This is a genomic window from Paenibacillus sp. TC-CSREp1 (assembly GCF_050171015.1).
In the GTDB taxonomy this organism is placed as follows: domain Bacteria; phylum Bacillota; class Bacilli; order Paenibacillales; family Paenibacillaceae; genus Paenibacillus; species Paenibacillus silvae.
The window spans coordinates 283,809-301,200 of sequence record NZ_JBNOKM010000009.1; the positions used below are offsets into that span (position 1 = coordinate 283,809).

Here is a 17,392-nt window from a genome sequence, read left to right on the forward strand (position 1 = left end):
TATAACAAAAGTGATAACGTATATAAGAATATAGAACTCAATTATGGGAGAAAAGCTTTTGATTGAAGTTCTGTTCAAGGAGGTTTTTATGCTCATTTCTCCCCGTCATCAACGTTATTTTATGACCCCGCGGGACCAGTCGCTGCCGCTGTACATCGAGAGCATCGGGTATAACGGAAGTCAGGAAAAAGTCTACAGACCTGCAGGTTATCCGTATTATCACTGGCTGCAAACGGTGAAGGGAGCAGGTGAACTCAAATTGTCCGGGGCTTCGGCAACACTCGGTGAAAATGCAGGTATTCTGCTTCCACCCAACCTGCCGCATGAGTATGTCCGTGTTCAGAAGGAGTGGGAGACGATCTACATTACTTTTGGCGGATCGCAATGTGCAGCAATTGTCGATTCGCTTGGTCTGGGTGAACCTGCTTTCCAGCAGTGGGATATGGACAGTCCGCTCGATCATTTTGCCAGGCATGTGCTGGATTCCATCGGCAGTGATCAGGATTTATCCGGGCTTGAAGCGTCAGCAGACATGTACCGTTTTCTGATTTTGCTCAAAAAACATGGCATGACCGGCAATCGCTCCTCGATCTCGCAAGCCGTAGCCAGACTTGCTCCGCTCCTCGCCTTTATGGAGCAGCATTATCAAGATCCCGACATTGGACTGGAGCAGATGGCATGCATTACCGGAATTTCATCGAGACATTTGAACACGCTGTTCAAACAGTCCTTTGGTATGACGGCGTACAGTTATTTTATTTTGCTGCGGATACGCAAATCCAAAGAGCTGCTGACAGGCAGCAGAGAGCTGACAATCAAAGAGACCGCCATACGGGCAGGATTTCGGGATGCCAGTCATTTTGTCGCCACCTTTCGCCGGATTGAGGGGGTAACACCGGAACAGTTTCGGAACTTGTACTAATCAGAGTCGGTTTGAACAAAAAGATATGCTGCAAGGTATTGATGCATGATGCCGTTCCCGTTATGATGGTATCGAATCCTAGTAACGAAAACGATTAAACGGATATATTTCCATGCTAACGAGAGAGGATGAGCCATATCATGAGTTCTATTATCCCATTGTGGGATCAGGCAGCGCCTTATGCGGCTGCAGGTCATGAAGACGAAATGCCACATCTGATTCCTTTTATTCAACCCGGTTCCGAGAGCGCTGTCATTGTGTGTCCCGGAGGCGGTTACGGTTTTCTCGCAGACCATGAGGGTGCCCCTGTTGCTGAACTGTTGAATCGTGCAGATATCAGTGCATTTGTGCTTAAATATCGCGTAGCTCCTCATCGGCATCCTGCTCCCAAGGCCGACGGACAGCGTGCAATCCGTTATGTGAGAGCACATGCGGAGCAATACGGAATTAATCCGTCCAAAATCGCGGTGTTAGGTTTCTCGGCAGGGGGCCATCTAACAGCGACACTGGGTACCCAATATGATGCAGGACAACCGGATCACGAGGACTTTGTCGAGCGGCAGAGCTCGCGTCCAGACCGTGTAATTCTCTGTTATCCGGTTATTACGATGGAGTCATATGGACATTCGGGTTCAAGAATAAATCTGCTGGGCGAAGATGCATCACAGGAACAGATTCAGGCCTTCAGTGCAGAGAAGCAGGTTAAGGCTGACGCTCCAGAAGCGTTTATCTGGCATACGAGTAACGATCAGGCTGTTCCGGTTGAAAATAGCTTGCGCTACGCCCTCGCTTTGGGTAAACACGGTATCCCTTATGATCTGCACGTATTCGAGAAAGGGCCGCATGGCTTAGGTCTGGCTGAGAATGATGATACGGTTCGGGTATGGTCTGATCTGTGCCTGACCTGGCTTAAAAATCAAGGCTGGTAACGACAGTCTGCCCAAGAAAGAAACACAAGAACGGATGTCGCCCTGAGTAACGTACTCATCGATTTCATATCAAGCGAGGGAGATCAGACTCATGAAACTGCATAAGAATGACAAGCTTCTATTCATCGGCGATTCCATTACCGATTGCGGACGTTCACATCCTGTAGGGGAGGGAAGCTCGGGGCTGGGCCATGGATATGTCGCACAGGTGTATGCCTTGTTACGGTCTATTTATCCCGAACTGATGCTTCGTGTACAAAATGTGGGTAATAGCGGGAATACAGTCCGTGATCTGAAGCAGCGCTGGGAGCGCGATGTGCTGGAGCTGAAGCCGGACTGGTTGACCATCATGATTGGTATTAACGATGTATGGCGGCAGTTTGATCATCCGCTTTCAGATTCACATGTGTTTCTCGATGAATATGAAGCCACCCTGCGTGAACTGGTGGCATCTGTTCGTCCGAAGGTGAAGGGACTTGTGCTCATGACACCGTATTATCTTGAAGCCAATCCGGAAGATCCGATGCGGGCTACCATGGACATATATGGAGCAGCAGTTCGCAGGGTAGCATCGGAATATGAGACTCTGTTTGTGGACACACAGGCCGCATTTGCACCATTCTGGGATCACTATTATACATCGGTGCTGACACATGACAGAGTGCACCCGGACGCTACAGGTCATATGATATTGAGCAAAGCGTTTCTGGATGTGATTGGATTTGAATGGTCTGGTAATAAGAAATCCTGAAAACAAGGAGAGTTGATATGAGTAAAGTAACTGTAGTCGTGGATACCCCTGCACTATTAGGAGAAGGCCCCAGCTGGGATGCAGAAAATAACCGTTTGTTATGGGTAGATATCGAAGGATTCAAGGTGCATGCATTCGATCCGGCGACGGGTCAGGATCAGGTCTATGACGTGGGTGAGCACGTCGGGGCTGTTGTTCCGTATCGCGGCAGCGAAGTGATCGTTGCGCTTCGTACCGGATTTTATGAATATGATCTACATACAGGCGAACGTCAGGCCATTGGGGACCCTGAACAGGATAAAACGACCAATCGATTCAATGATGGGAAATGTGACGCCAATGGGCGGTTTTGGGCTGGCACCATGAGTTTGCACAACGAGGAAAAGGCCGGGGCGTTATATTGTTTGGAGGAAGGACAGCCTGTGCGTACGATGGTGCAACATGTATCTACTTCCAATGGTCTCGGCTGGAGCCCGGATCGTCAGTTCATGTATTACATTGATACACCAACACGTTCGGTGGATCGTTTTGCTTTTGATCTGGCTTCCGGCACAATCTCGAATCGGACCAGCATTATTTCCGTGCATGAAGAAATGGGATTCCCGGATGGCATGACTGTGGATGCTGAAGGAATGTTATGGGTTGCTCATTGGGGCGGGGGGAGAGTTACCCGTTGGAACCCGGAAACCTCGGAGCTGTTACAGCAGATTGAAGTGCCTGCAGATCAGGTGACCTCCTGTTGTTTTGGCGGACCCGACCTGGAGGAGCTCTATATTACTACCGCACGTATCGGGATCAAGGAAGAAAGGTTGCAAGAAACGCCGCAAGCAGGTTCGCTATTCGTGGTGAAGCCTGGTGTGAAAGGGCAGGAAACTCATGCTTACGGGCGAAAAGGCTGAGCAATCTGCTGAAAATAAGAAGATTTCAGGTGCTGCTTCTGCAGCACCTTTTTTTGCGCCTGGAAGCAAGGATATGAAGAGAAAATATTTTTTTGAAAGACCGCTTGAAAGAAAGGGATAAAACGTTTTCTATCGAATGTTAATTATTGTACAACAAACTATTTTATGGTTTTGTTTGCAGAGTTTTTGTAAGCGCTTAACCCTGATGGTGAAGGGAGGTGATGTTTCCTTAATAAGCAACTTCTATGGATTCGTCTGGAACGGCATCATCATCAGGATGAGACAGCGGGGAGAGAGCGGATTACAGCACATGTTCAACCATGAAAAGGAGGATATGTTGAGATGAAAACGTGGATGAGGAAGCTGCGGATGATTGGTTTAAGTATGGCTATCGTAACGGCTTCACTGGGTGGAGTAGGCATGTCTGGAACGGCGGCGGCAGCTCCAAGCGAAGCTTACGAATGGAAAAACGTTGTAACTGGTGGAGGCGGGGGATATATACCGGGAATCATTTTTAACGAATCGGAGAAGGATCTGATCTATGCCCGGACAGACATTGGTGGAGCGTATCGCTGGAATCCGGCTGATAGCAGCTGGAAACCGCTTACCGACTTTGTCGGGTGGGATGACTGGAACAACAATGGGGTGGACGCACTCGCTACGGACCCGGTAGACCCGGATCGTGTGTATATGGCTGTAGGCACGTATACGAACTCGTGGGTACAGGATAACGGGTATATTTTTCGATCCACAGACCGGGGAGATACATGGCAGCAGACCGAATTGCCCTTCAAGGTGGGCGGAAACATGCCTGGTCGCTCCATGGGAGAACGCTTGGCGATCGACCCGAATGATCATCGGATTTTATATTTTGGGGCACGCAGCGGCAACGGGTTATGGAAAAGCACCGATTACGGAGTAACCTGGAACAAAGTGACCAGCTTCCCGAATCCGGGCAACTATGTAGAGAATCCAGGGAATGAATATACCAGTGATATTACAGGTTTGGCCTGGATCACTTTTGATAAAACAACCGGCTCGGCAGGACAGGCGACACAGACGATATATGTTGGAGTAGCGGATAAAAGTGAAAGCATATATCGCAGTACAAACGGAGGTTTGACCTGGACAGCTGTTCCCGGGCAGCCGACAGGTTATCTGCCTCACCATGGGAAACTGGATGTCGATGGCAGTCTGTACATTACCTATAGCAATGGTGCAGGACCTTATGACGGCACAAAGGGAGAAGTCTGGAAGCTGAACACAGCGACGGGGGTGTGGAAAAATATTAGCCCTGTGCCGAGCAGCAGCTCGGATAACTATTACGGTTATGGCGGCCTGGCTATTGATGCACAGGAACCCGGTACACTTATGGTAGCCACGATGAATTCCTGGTGGCCGGATGCCATACTGTTTCGAAGCAAGGATGGTGGAGATACCTGGACACGCATCTGGGATTTTGAAGGATATCCTGACCGCAAATTCAGATATACGCAGGATATTTCGGCAGCACCTTGGTTAACCTTTGGCGTTAATCCTGCACCGCCGGAGATTACACCCAAACTTGGCTGGATGATTAGTGCGCTGGAGATTGATCCGTTTGATTCAGACCGGTTGATGTATGGAACGGGTGCAACCATCTACGGCACGAACAACCTCACGGATTGGGATCAGGATGAGAAGATTCATATCTCCGTGATGGCCAAAGGCATTGAGGAGACCAATGTAATGGATCTGATCAGCCCGCCAAGCGGAGCAAATCTGGTCAGCGCTTTGGGCGACATTGCCGGGTTCCGCCATGATGATCTGACTCAAGCTCCAGCTACAATGTTTACTAACCCGAACTATCCTTCGACAGAAAGCATTGATTTCGCTGAATTAAGTCCGAATACAATGGTGCGTGTGGGTAAAGCCGATTACACGGTTGATCCAAATGCGAGATCCATAGGGCTATCCAGCGACGGAGGCAGCACATGGTACAAAGCAAGCGCTGAGCCTTCAGGCACAGCAGGGGGCGGGACTGTTGCGATCTCGGCAAGTGGCAACCGTATCGTGTGGAGCACATCGGACCGGGGAGTATTTTACTCTGCCAGCGGTGATTCATGGACGGCAAGCACAGGAATTCCTGCACAGGCCAAAGTGATCTCCGACCGGGTGAATCCGAACAAATTCTATGGCTTCGCAGCCGGTAAAGTGTATGTGAGTACCAATGGTGGAGCTTCGTTCGCTGTATCGCCAGCTGCAGGTCTTCCAGTGGAAGGCAACGCAGACCTTCATGCTGTACCGGGTGTAGAAGGTGAGCTGTGGTTCGCAGGTGGTAATGAGGAAGATGGGCCATATGGTTTGTGGCACTCCACAGATTCGGGAGCAACTTTTACCAAGCTGGCAAATGTGGAGGAAGCGGACAGCATTGGTTTTGGTAAAGCAGCTCCGGGACAAAATGTTGTTGCCTTATATACCGTGGCACAGATTGACGGCACACGAGGATTTTTCCGTTCGGATGACGGAGGAGCAAGCTGGGTACGGATCAACGATGATCAGCATCAATACGCTCGTGTAACAACCATTACAGGTGACCCGCGTATATATGGCAGAGTATACCTTGGAACAAATGGACGGGGAATTCTCTATGCAGACCCGGTTAACGGAAATGGCGGCACAACGCCAGTACCGAATTCGACGATCACCCCTGTAACGGCTCAGTTTGATCTAAACATCGATCATCAGGCTGATATTCCTGTGGCGTTGACACTCAACGGCAATACATTGACCTCTATCCGCAACGGAAATACGATATTGGCAGCTGGAACCGACTATAGTGTAACTGGCAATCAGGTTGTGTTTCATAAAGCGTATCTTGCTACTTTGCCTAAAGGGGCAGCCACATTAACATTCCAGTTTAGTGCAGGCAATCCGGCCACGCTGAATCTGACCGTCAAGGATACAACTGTGGTGATTCCAAGTGGCACGATTCGGATTGAGATGTATAACGGGACAACAGCGGCATCCAGCAATTCCATTAATCCCAAATTCAGACTGACCAATACGGGCACAACTCCACTGAATCTGTCGGATGTGAAAATTAGATACTACTATACGATTAACGGCAGCCAGCCACAAAATTTCTTCTGTGACTGGGCTGCTGTAGGTAACAACAACGTTACGGGTACGTTCAGTGTATTAACTCCGGGGCTGCCTGGAGCGGACCATGTGCTGGAGATCGGCTTCAAAGCTTCGGCTGGAACGTTGAATGCGGGGCAGAGTACAGAAATTCAGACCCGCTTCTCCAAAGACAACTGGACCAACTATAATCAAACGGATGATTATTCATTCGCAGATGCACTTTCCTCGTATACAGAGTGGTCGAAAGTTACCGGTTATGTTGCTGATCAGCTGCAGTGGGGAGTGGAGCCTTAATATAGGGTCCCAGCACCCGGAATAGCAGAATAACTGTAGAAGTTCCTTAACGCCTGAATAGGTACTGGCGTTTTGGGACTTCTTGTTTTGTCGAAATATAGTGTACACTATAGATAGTTACCATTGCTTAAACACAGGATTTGAGATATAACAAGATGTACGATTATTTTATTATTCATGTAACCGCTAACAAGGGGAGACTTCAATAACCAACACATATAGAGTTAAACTGTATAGATACAGAGTGATAGATGAGACAGGGGGGTCGCGATCATGAACCGGTTGTGCAAGGTGCTGATTGTTGACGATGAATTTCTGGTTAGACAAGGTATAAAGCACCATATGAACTGGGAAGCCGAAGGCTTTAATATCGTTGGAGAGGCTTCCAATGGCGAAGAGGGTTTGCAGCAGGTGGAGCTGTTGAGACCGGATATTGTCATAACCGACATCGTGATGCCTGTTATGAACGGTGAAACATTTGTCCGCACACTCAAGGCGGCGTATCCGCAGATAGAGGTTATTGTGCTGAGCAGTTTCAGTGAATTTGAGTATGTTCGATCAACATTGCAGCATGGAGCAGCGGACTATATTTTGAAGCCAAAGCTGGACACAAACGAACTGCTTGAAGTACTTAGACGCACGGCTGGCAAAATTCCAGAGCTTCACTATGAGCCTTCACATGAGGGCTATCGGATCGGTCAACTCATGGAGAAAATGCTATCCGGCTTTACGTTGGATGAAGACACTGAAATGCCGAAGCTGCGGGAAGCATTCCCGTTAGGCTCCTTTCGTCTGTTCGCATTCCAGCCGGAGAGTGGACTGAAGAATCAGGATCATGAGCGGATTGAAGCGCAATTACGGAGCCGTCTGCCTGAGATTGGCTGCGCGGTCTTGCCCGTGGAGAGCCGTATGCCTGTCCTGCTGCTGAATGTAAAACCAGAACAGGATGAAGAGATGGTTGAACAAATTAGGGAGTGGGCTAAGGAGTCAGGAATGGAAACTGATGAGCACGCTTCAGTGTGGGTACTCAGCGAGAGGTTTGGCTCATTTGAGAAGATGGGTGAGATCTATCGTGAGCGACTGGTTAAATTAATGGAGTTCTGCTTCTATTATACAGATCGTGCCATTCTGGTAGATGGCGAGCTTCCACCGATGCATCCCGCAGGATATCAGTTCAATGTCAATATGTTTTTGCAGCATGTGAAACGTAATCGGGTGGAGTCGGCCAGAGAATATTTACGTGATCATGCCGCTTCGCTTGGACGGGACTATATAGCCGATGTATTTGAGATCAAATCCTTTCTGGGCAACCTGATCTTTAATGTTACGATTACGCTGGCAGATATGGATGTGCAATCCTCCGGGCTGGAAGAAAGCAAGTACACATACTTCAAAAACGTCGATGGAGCGACAAGTCTGAACGAAGTGATGCAGGTGCTGGATCAGTTCATGACCGAGGTTGAGGAATGTGTATCCGGTTCAGGTGGCAAACGGAGTGATCCTAATATGAAAATGCTGCTGGATTATATGCATGAGCATTACGATCAACCGCTGGGGCTGACCGAGGTGGCGAAGCATTTTCATTTTAACCCATCGTACCTGTCCAGTTATTTCTCGTCACACAAAAAAGAGGGCTTTAATGAATATTTGAATAAAATTCGCATTGAAAAGGCTGAGGAGCTGCTGCGTTCAGACGATGTGACAATATCCGAAATCAGCAGTATGGTAGGTTACTCGGATCACAGCTACTTCTGTAAAGTGTTCAAAAAATTCACTGGACTATCACCAAGCCGCTACCGACGTAAATTCTGGGCTTAACTTCCGAGGCAGATTCCGGGATAGAAGGTTAAAGAAATGAAGGTTAAAGAAATGGATGAGATGTATTCATGAAAAAATGGTTGTACAGCGGCTTGTCTCGTCTTGGACTGTTTCCCAAGCTGATTCTGGTTATGCTCGTCAGTATTGTACTTGTCTCTGTTCTTATCCTATGGACAACAATTCATATGTCCACCAACCTGTTTACAGAAACGTTCAGCATCACGAATTCCAAGGTGCTCAGCCAGATCAAGACGAACTTTGATGCGTTTAACGACTCGATTGCTGCGGTGACCAATAACGTAGCTCAGAGCGGCGCGATACGCGGGTTTCTATCCGAAGGGGACGGAGATTCAGTCACCTTGTCCAAATCATATTATAATATGCGGGAAACGATGAAGCGGGTTCAATCGATCATTGACTTTTACGAGGTAGGCATTACGATTGCAGGTGTGAATGGACGCTCTTTCTCGACCAATCCCTCCTATATTCAGAAAACAGCAGAAGAGCTGAAGCAGGATCAGATTACGAAGGAGGCAGCTCAGTCGCCGAGCAGATTGATTTTTGACGACTATCAGAGTAAAACCAATGAAGGCGAGCTGCAGATGATCTCCGCTACGAAGGCATTGACCGACCGAACAAGAAGCCATATGTATGGTACGGTGTATATTACGATGAGAGAAGAGGCATTCCGTCAGTTTTATGCTAATTTCACCAGTCGCGGCAATGATGTAGTCATCATGAACGAAAAGGGAGAGATCGTCTCTTCAAACCGGGAAGACTGGATCGGCACAAATCAGCCAGAATTATTATCATATGCCGTGACGCTAAAAGAAAATGCACCTAAAAACATTACGGCACGTGTAATGGGACAGGAAAGCATTATCATATCGGAATATTTGCCATTCTACCGTTTTTATCTGGTGAATATCGTTGATAAAGAGTCTGCAATGGGGCAGCTCATCGACATGAAGACGGTAGCCCTGATCTGTGCTGCGATTGTTGTTGGAGCTCTGCTGCTGGTGTTCCTGATTACAAACCAGATGACGAAATCACTGCGCAGACTCGTAAAACAGATGTCCAACATTACGAAGAGTGACCTGGACAACTATATTCCGGTTAGCGGCAGTTACGAGAGCAGACAGCTTGGTCATGCGTACAATTATATGTTGGATGAGCTTCATGACTATGTGGATCAGCTTGTGCAAACACAGCGTGAGCAGCGTAATGCTGAGCTTGCGGCATTGCAGAGTCAGATTAACCCGCATTTCCTCTATAACACGCTGGCTTCCATCAAAGTTCTTGTGCAGCAGGGCAATAAGGACCGGGCTGCGGAGACGATCAATGCGCTGATCGGCTTGTTACAGAATACGATTAGTGATGTGAGCGAGACCGTTACGGTTGAGAAGGAAATTGAAAATTTGAAAAACTATGTCTTCATTAATCATGTGCGTTATGGCGGTCACATCAAGGCGGCCTTCTATGTAGCGCCGGATTGTACGCATTATCATGTACCCAAGCTGGTGATTCAGCCTTTTATTGAAAATGCCTTCTTCCACGGATTTATAAAAAAAGAAATGGGCACCATTCATGTCATGGTGTCCCGTGCAGGAGAATCACTCATCTGTGAGATTATGGATAATGGTGATGGCATTGAGGGCTTGAATATGGAAGGAGCACTGCCTAATCCCCAGAACAATCGTCAACTGTTTAGCGGAATTGGTATCCGAAACGTACATGATCGCATAGAACTCCTGTATGGCTCTCCATATGGGGTAACGATTATGAGCACTGTTGGAGAAGGAACGCGAGTGACGGTAACGCTGCCTTTGATTACAGGGTAAAACTATACAAACCCTTCATCTTAAATAACACAAACCCCTCATTTGGACCGTTTGCAGATGAGGGGTTTTTCATATGCAAATGTATGAGCCAACTGCATAGTTGTAAAATATTCAGCTCAAAATAATACAAAATCAAAAGAAAGTACAAAAAGCTAAAGTTAGTGCAACCGTTTTCTGTAAAGGTTTTCATTGTGGCAATAAGAAGACAAATCTGCACAAAATTTTTACTAACGAATGGAGAAATGGGAATGATAAGATGAATACATCGAAAGCAACCGCTTTCAGAAAACGCAAACAAATTTACAAACAAAGAGGTCGAAGGGGAGTTGAATGTTTTGAAAAAAATGTGGGTATTGATGCTCGTAACCGTATTGCTGTTGTCCGCATGTTCATCCGGCGGTGGAGGTAAAGAAGCTGCTAGCGGTGGCGGTGGCGAGAAAACAAATGAAATTACGATCTGGGCTTGGGATAAAGCCTTTAACGTCGCTGCTCTGGAGCAAGCGAAAGCCATTTATCAAAAAGAAAACCCTGATCTGAAAATCAACATCATTGAAAATGCTCAAGATGCGATCATTCAGAAGCTGAACACTGGCTTGAACTCCGGTACAAGCAGCGGTCTGCCAAACGTAGTTCTGATCGAAGACTATCGTGCACAAAGCTTCCTGAGTGCTTATCCAGACGCGTTCAAGGATTTGTCTTCTACAATCAAAGCATCTGACTTTGCAGATTACAAAATTGGACCCACTTCTTATGAAGGTAAACAATACGGTATTCCGTTTGACTCCGGCGTAGCTGGTTTGTACTACAGAACAGACTTGCTTGAGCAAGCAGGCTACAAAGCTGCTGACCTGCAAGATATCACGTGGGATGATTACATCAAAATCGGTGAAGCTGTAAAAGCAAAAACTGGTAAAGAGCTGCTGTCTCTTGACCCGAACGACCTGGGTATCATCCGTATGATGATCCAAACTGCAGGTAAATGGTACACAGCTGAAGACGGTAAAACACCTGATCTGAACAACAACCCTGCATTGAAAGAAGCATTCGAAACATACAAAAAAATGATGGATGCTAACATTGTTAAATTGCACTCCGACTGGAGCCAATTCGTTGCCAATGCCAATAACGGTGACGTAGCAACAATTCCTACAGGTAACTGGTTCTCACCATCCGTTCGTCAAGAAGCTTCCCAATCCGGTAAATGGGCTGTAGCTCCAATGCCGAAAATGGCTGGTCAAGCAAACTCTGTACACGCATCCAACTTGGGTGGTAGCTCATGGTATATCATGAACAATGTTCCTGGTGCAGATCAAGCGGCTGATTTCATGGCTAAAACATTCGGTTCTGACAAACAACTGTATCAAGATCTGTTGACTAAAATTGGTGCCATCGGTACGTACAAACCAGCTGTTGACGGCGAAGCATACAACAAACCAGATGAGTTCTTCGGCGGTCAAAAAATCTTCGCTGATTTCGCTAACTGGACAAAAGAAATTCCAAAAGTAAACTACGGCAGCAACACATATGCAATCGAAGATATTCTGGTTGTAGAGATGCAAGCATATCTGAACGGTAAATCACTTGATGACGTTCTGAACGATGCACAAAAACAAGCAGAAGCACAATTAAACTAAAATAACCAAGGTAACTTATAGAACCAAGGAAACAACGGAGCCGTCTCCCTTGTCTGGCGCAAGTCGAGCTGGACATGGCGAGAGGCTCTGTAGGTTCTACCCATGTTGCATGGAGAGAGAGGAGCCATACTGTGAAAGCCATAAATACAGGAGACAGTCTCCAAAAGAAAAATAATTTGACTGGATGGGCTTTTGTTTTGCTGGCTGTTGTCGGAATTGTAGCCTTCTACTTCTATCCGATGATTCAAGCGCTGCTCTTATCATTCAAGTCAGGCAAAGGTGCCAACCTTGAGTTTTCGGGCCTTGCAAACTACAAAAGATTGCTCGTGGATACAACGTTCCGTACAGCGTTATCGAACACGTTTATTTACTTGATCATTCAAGTACCTTTAATGATCATTCTCGGTATGTTTATTTCCGTATTGTTGAATGACAGCACACTGCGTTTCCGCGGCTTTTTCCGTACTGCAATCTTTCTGCCTTGTGTAACTTCACTTGTTGCATACTCGGTTGTATTCAAATATTTGTTTGCGCCGGATGGTATGGTGAACCAGGCTTTGATGGGTTTACACATTATCGGCACACCAATTCAATGGATTACTGACCCGTTCTGGGCTAAAATTACGATCATAATCGCCGTTACTTGGCGTTGGACCGGATATAACATGATTTTCTATCTGTCATCCCTGCAAAACATCGATCAATCGATCTATGAAGCAGCGAAGATTGACGGAGCGAATGCATTCACTCAATTTTTCAAAATTACTGTACCATTGCTTAAACCGATCATTCTCTTCACGTCCATTACATCAACGATTGGTACATTGCAAATCTTTGATGAAATTATGAATATTACCAAAGGCGGTCCGGGTAACGCGACCATGTCGATCTCGCAATATATCTACAACCTTTCGTTCAAATATTCACCGGACTTCGGTTATGCAGCAACCGTTTCGTATTCGATCGTAATTCTGATCATTATTTTGTCCATCATCCAGTTTAAAGTGGCAGGTGATAATAAAAATGGCTAAATCAAGAGCAAAACGCATTTTCACATATGTTTTCCTGTCCCTCGTCGCTTTTATTTCCATTTTCCCATTTTTCTGGATGATCGTCAGCGCCACAAACAAATCGGTAGACGTGACCAAAGGCACGTTGCTGCCGGGCTCTGCTTTAATTGAAAACATTAACAAACTGCTCGATTCCACGAATCTGATTCAGGCACTGGGCAATTCAGCGATTATCTCGATCATTTCCACTGTTCTGGCTTTGCTGATTGGTTCCATGGCTGGTTACGGGTTTGAGGTATATCGTACGAAATCCCGTGATATCGTGTTTAACATCCTGCTCATGTCCATGATGATCCCGTTTGCAGCGATTATGATTCCGCTCTATCGCATGTTTGCAACCATTTCGAGTACGGTACCGGCAATCGGTATCAACACGATGGGATCCGTTATTTTGCCAACCATCACAACAGCGTTCCTGATCTTCTTCTTCCGTCAGAACACCAAAATGTTCCCGAAAGATTTGCTGGAGGCTGGGCGTATTGACGGTCTGAGCGAACTGGGTATTTTCTTGAAAATCTATATGCCGACGATGAAAACAACCTATGCAGCAGCAGCGATCATTACATTCATGAGCAGCTGGAACAACTACCTGTGGCCGCTGATCGTATTGCAAACGCCTGATCAGCAAACCATTCCGTTGTTGATTTCCAACCTTGGCGCAGGTTATGCTCCAGACTATGGGGTTATCATGACAGCCGTTGTTATTGCAACCCTTCCGACAGCACTGGTGTTCTTCATTATGCAGAAACACTTTGTTGCAGGTATGGTTGGTTCGGTAAAATAAAGTTAACCGCATATGACGTCCATATGCACGAATGCAGGAAAGAAGGGAGGACGCCTGTACAGGCGTACCTCTGTCTTTTTTGTATAAAGCAAAGATTAAGGCAGTTCTGTTGTAAGCTTGAAATAACTCAAAACGATATTCGTTCTACAGAGGGAGAGAGAGCCGATGAAAGCAACAAAGGCAGATATCAACTGGTTGGGAGATGTAAGTGTATTTGAGGTGAACCGTCTGCACGCATACTCCGATCACCGCTATTACCATACGATGGAAGAGGCTGTTGCTAATGCTTCCATGTCGATGCGTTATGATCTGAACGGAACATGGAAATTCAACTATTCCATCCGCCCGGATTGCCGTCCTGAGCTGTTCTACACTTCGGAATACTCCAGCGAAGGCTGGGATGATATTGAAGTGCCAGGACATATTCAGCTGCAAGGCTACGGACAGATTCAATATGTAAATACACAGTATCCGTGGGATGGTCTGAATGAACTTCGTCCACCGGCACTGCCGCAGGACAAAAATGCGGTGGGCAGTTACATTCGCACATTCCATCTGCCAACGGGCTGGGAAGCAAACCCGGTATATATTTCATTCCAAGGTGTGGAATCCGCGTTTTATGTATGGCTGAACGGGCAGTTTGTCGGTTACGGCGAAGACAGCTTCACACCATCTGACTTTGACTTGACCCCGTTCCTTCAGGATGGAGAGAACAAACTCGCGGTTGAGGTATATCAACGCAGCACGGGCAGCTGGCTGGAGGATCAGGACTTCTGGCGTTTCTCCGGTATTTTCAGAGACGTATATCTGTATACCGTGCCAGCAGCACATATTCGTGATGTGCATGTTCGGACGGATCTGGACAAGTCATACACAAACGGTACCTTGGAGCTGGATCTGAAGTTGGAAGGAAAAGCGGCAGCTGGAGCGCGTATCGAAGCCGAACTTCGGGACAAGGATGGCAATACGGTTAAAACCTTCGGTACGAATGAAGTGGGCAATGGCCTGGTGCAGCTTCGTGAAGAAATCGGTCAAGTCCATCTCTGGAGTGCCGAGATTCCTTATCTGTATCGTTTGTATATCCGTGTATATGATGCAGCAGGCAACCTTGTGGAAGTTATTCCTCAAGCCGTTGGTTTCCGCAAGTTCGAAATGATCGACAAGGTTATGCATATCAACGGCAAACGCATTGTGTTCAAAGGGGTAAACCGTCATGAGTTCAACCCGCGTCGTGGTCGTGCAATTACAAAAGAAGACATGCTGTGGGATGTGCGTACGATCAAGCAGAACAACATGAATGCCGTTCGTACATCACACTACCCTAACCAAAGTCTGTGGTACGAGCTGTGTGACGAGTACGGATTGTATGTTATTGACGAGATGAACCTGGAAACTCACGGCTCCTGGCAAAAGCTTGGCGCTGTTGAGCCTTCTTGGGTAATCCCTGGTGACAAGCCAGAGTGGCATGACATTGTTATGGATCGTGCAATCTCGATGGTAGAACGTGACAAAAACCATCCGTCCATTCTGATCTGGTCCTGCGGTAACGAATCTCACGGCGGTGAAGTGATCTATAAAGTATCCCAATACTTCAAAGAAGCTGATCCGACACGGTTGGTTCATTATGAAGGTGTATTCCACGACCGTCGTTTCAATGACACAAGTGACATGGAATCCCGGATGTATGCGAAGCCGGCTGACATCGAGGAATTCCTGAACGATAACCCGACCAAACCATATATCAGCTGTGAATACATGCACGCGATGGGTAACTCTATTGGCGGTATGCATAAATACACTGAACTTGAGGATAAGTACCCGATGTATCAAGGTGGCTTCATCTGGGATTACATCGACCAATCGATCTACAAAAAGGATCGTTATGGCAAAGAATATTTGGCATATGGCGGAGACTTTGGAGATCGTCCATCGGATTATTCCTTCTGCGGCAACGGCATTGTTCATGCAGATCGTAAAGTGACGGCTAAAATGCAGGAGGTTAAATTCCTGTATCAGAATATCAAGCTTTTCCCAAGTCGTGACGGCGTTAAAATTGTAAATCAGAACCTGTTCGCAGATACATCCGCGCTTGAACTGGTGTACAGCCTGGAGCGCGAAGGACACGAAGTATTGTGCGGCACACTGGATGTCAATGTGGCTGCGGAAAGTGAAACCGTAGTTGAGCTTCCTTTGAATGCAAAGGCTCTTGAAGGTGGCGAATATGCTGTCAACGTAGCGTTTGTGCTTAAAGAAGCAACGCTGTGGGCGGACAAAGGTGATGAAGTGGCATTCGGCCAGTTCATTTTCACACAAGAAGGAAGCCAAGCAGCTGCGGCTGTAGATCAAAATCTGGTGAGCGATATCCACGTGGTTGAAGGTGACGTAAACATCGGCGTTCGCGTTGGCCAAACCCATGCTTTGTTCTCCAAGCAATTTGGTACACTGGTATCCCTGAAATTCTCTGGACGCGAAACGATTGCGATCCCGCCGGCACCACTGTTCTGGCGTGCAACGACAGACAATGACAAAGGTACAGCGATGGGCTTTGAGCTAGGCGCATGGTATGCTGCCAGCCTGCTGCCGCGCCTTGTAGAATGGAAGCATGAACAGAAACCGGATCAATACAGCATTGAGTTCACTTACAAGCTCAACATCTCCGCAGATGTAGTTGTTAAAGTGATGTACACCGTGCTTGCCGATGGCAGTGTGCATGTGCATAACACGTACAAAGGCACTGAGGGCTTGCCAAACCTGCCAATCCACGCGCTGTCGTTCAGAACGTCTCCGGACTATGAAAATGTAGAATGGCTGGCGATGGGACCAGAGGAAAACTATGCCGATCGTGCATTCGGTGCACGTCTGGGCATCCATGGCAGCAAAGTAGCGGATACTATGGCTCCTTATCTTGTACCACAAGAGTCGGGTAATCGTACAGGCGTACGCTGGGGCAAGTTGACGGACAATGCCGGACGCGGATTCAAGATCGAAGCTTCCGGCTCGCCGGTTGAACTGAATGTGTCACCTTATACAGCGTTTGAGCTGGAAAATGCGCAGCATGTGTATGAGTTGCCGCCAGTGCATTACACAGTTGTTACGGTAGCCGGTAAACAAATGGGTGTTGGCGGTGATGACAGCTGGGGCGCTCCGGTGCACCCGGAATACCAAATCCCTTCCAATGGTGAGCTGAGCTTCGAATTTGTCATCCGTTCATTGTAAGAGAGAAGGTTAATTAAAACTTGGTGCGCAGGCTTATATTTCAAGTCTGTAAGCCGTAGTTTGCAGTAAAAGCCAAAGCAGAGGTTCCTCGATGATGAGGACCTCTGTTTT

12 protein-coding genes are annotated in these 17,392 nt (G+C 47.2%); all 12 read left to right on the forward strand.

Annotated features, from left to right (window positions below; all coding sequences use genetic code 11):
* Positions 1-58 precede the first annotated feature (58 nt).
* Positions 59-922, forward strand: coding sequence for a helix-turn-helix domain-containing protein (locus tag ACQSGY_RS16045; RefSeq protein WP_427052612.1), 864 nt, complete (start codon positions 59-61; stop codon positions 920-922).
* A gap of 140 nt (positions 923-1,062) precedes the next feature.
* Positions 1,063-1,851: an alpha/beta hydrolase gene (locus tag ACQSGY_RS16050; protein ID WP_427052613.1), complete on the forward strand. Its 789-nt coding sequence runs from the start codon at positions 1,063-1,065 to the stop codon at positions 1,849-1,851.
* Positions 1,852-1,942: 91 nt separating this feature from the next.
* Positions 1,943-2,602 carry an SGNH/GDSL hydrolase family protein gene (locus ACQSGY_RS16055; protein WP_216513375.1) on the forward strand — a complete coding sequence of 220 codons (660 nt, stop codon included), beginning with the start codon at positions 1,943-1,945 and terminating at the stop codon, positions 2,600-2,602.
* Between the two features lie 17 nt (positions 2,603-2,619).
* A complete protein-coding gene (locus tag ACQSGY_RS16060) occupies positions 2,620-3,501 on the forward strand; it encodes an SMP-30/gluconolactonase/LRE family protein (RefSeq protein ID WP_427052614.1) in 882 nt (293 codons plus the stop codon).
* Positions 3,479-3,622, forward strand: a complete 144-nt coding sequence (locus tag ACQSGY_RS16065) for a hypothetical protein (RefSeq protein WP_427052615.1) — start codon at positions 3,479-3,481, stop codon at positions 3,620-3,622. The genes ACQSGY_RS16060 and ACQSGY_RS16065 overlap by 23 nt, the downstream gene beginning before the upstream one ends.
* A gap of 221 nt (positions 3,623-3,843) precedes the next feature.
* Positions 3,844-6,918: a X2-like carbohydrate binding domain-containing protein gene (locus tag ACQSGY_RS16070; RefSeq protein WP_427052616.1), complete on the forward strand. Its 3,075-nt coding sequence runs from the start codon at positions 3,844-3,846 to the stop codon at positions 6,916-6,918.
* Between the two features lie 273 nt (positions 6,919-7,191).
* Positions 7,192-8,736 (forward strand): response regulator, encoded by a 1,545-nt coding sequence (locus ACQSGY_RS16075; protein WP_427052617.1) that lies wholly within the window; start codon positions 7,192-7,194, stop codon positions 8,734-8,736.
* Positions 8,737-8,804: 68 nt separating this feature from the next.
* Positions 8,805-10,577 carry a cache domain-containing sensor histidine kinase gene (locus tag ACQSGY_RS16080; protein WP_427052618.1) on the forward strand — a complete coding sequence of 591 codons (1,773 nt, stop codon included), beginning with the start codon at positions 8,805-8,807 and terminating at the stop codon, positions 10,575-10,577.
* A 335-nt stretch (positions 10,578-10,912) separates the two neighbouring features.
* Positions 10,913-12,211 (forward strand): extracellular solute-binding protein, encoded by a 1,299-nt coding sequence (locus ACQSGY_RS16085; RefSeq protein ID WP_216513385.1) that lies wholly within the window; start codon positions 10,913-10,915, stop codon positions 12,209-12,211.
* Between the two features lie 131 nt (positions 12,212-12,342).
* A complete protein-coding gene (locus tag ACQSGY_RS16090; RefSeq protein ID WP_111269964.1) occupies positions 12,343-13,242 on the forward strand; it encodes a carbohydrate ABC transporter permease in 900 nt (299 codons plus the stop codon).
* Positions 13,235-14,065, forward strand: coding sequence for a carbohydrate ABC transporter permease (locus tag ACQSGY_RS16095; RefSeq protein ID WP_216513387.1), 831 nt, complete (start codon positions 13,235-13,237; stop codon positions 14,063-14,065). Before ACQSGY_RS16090 ends, ACQSGY_RS16095 begins: the two co-directional genes overlap by 8 nt.
* A gap of 165 nt (positions 14,066-14,230) precedes the next feature.
* Positions 14,231-17,281 (forward strand): glycoside hydrolase family 2 TIM barrel-domain containing protein, encoded by a 3,051-nt coding sequence (locus tag ACQSGY_RS16100; RefSeq protein WP_427052619.1) that lies wholly within the window; start codon positions 14,231-14,233, stop codon positions 17,279-17,281.
* The last annotated feature ends 111 nt before the right edge of the window (positions 17,282-17,392 follow it).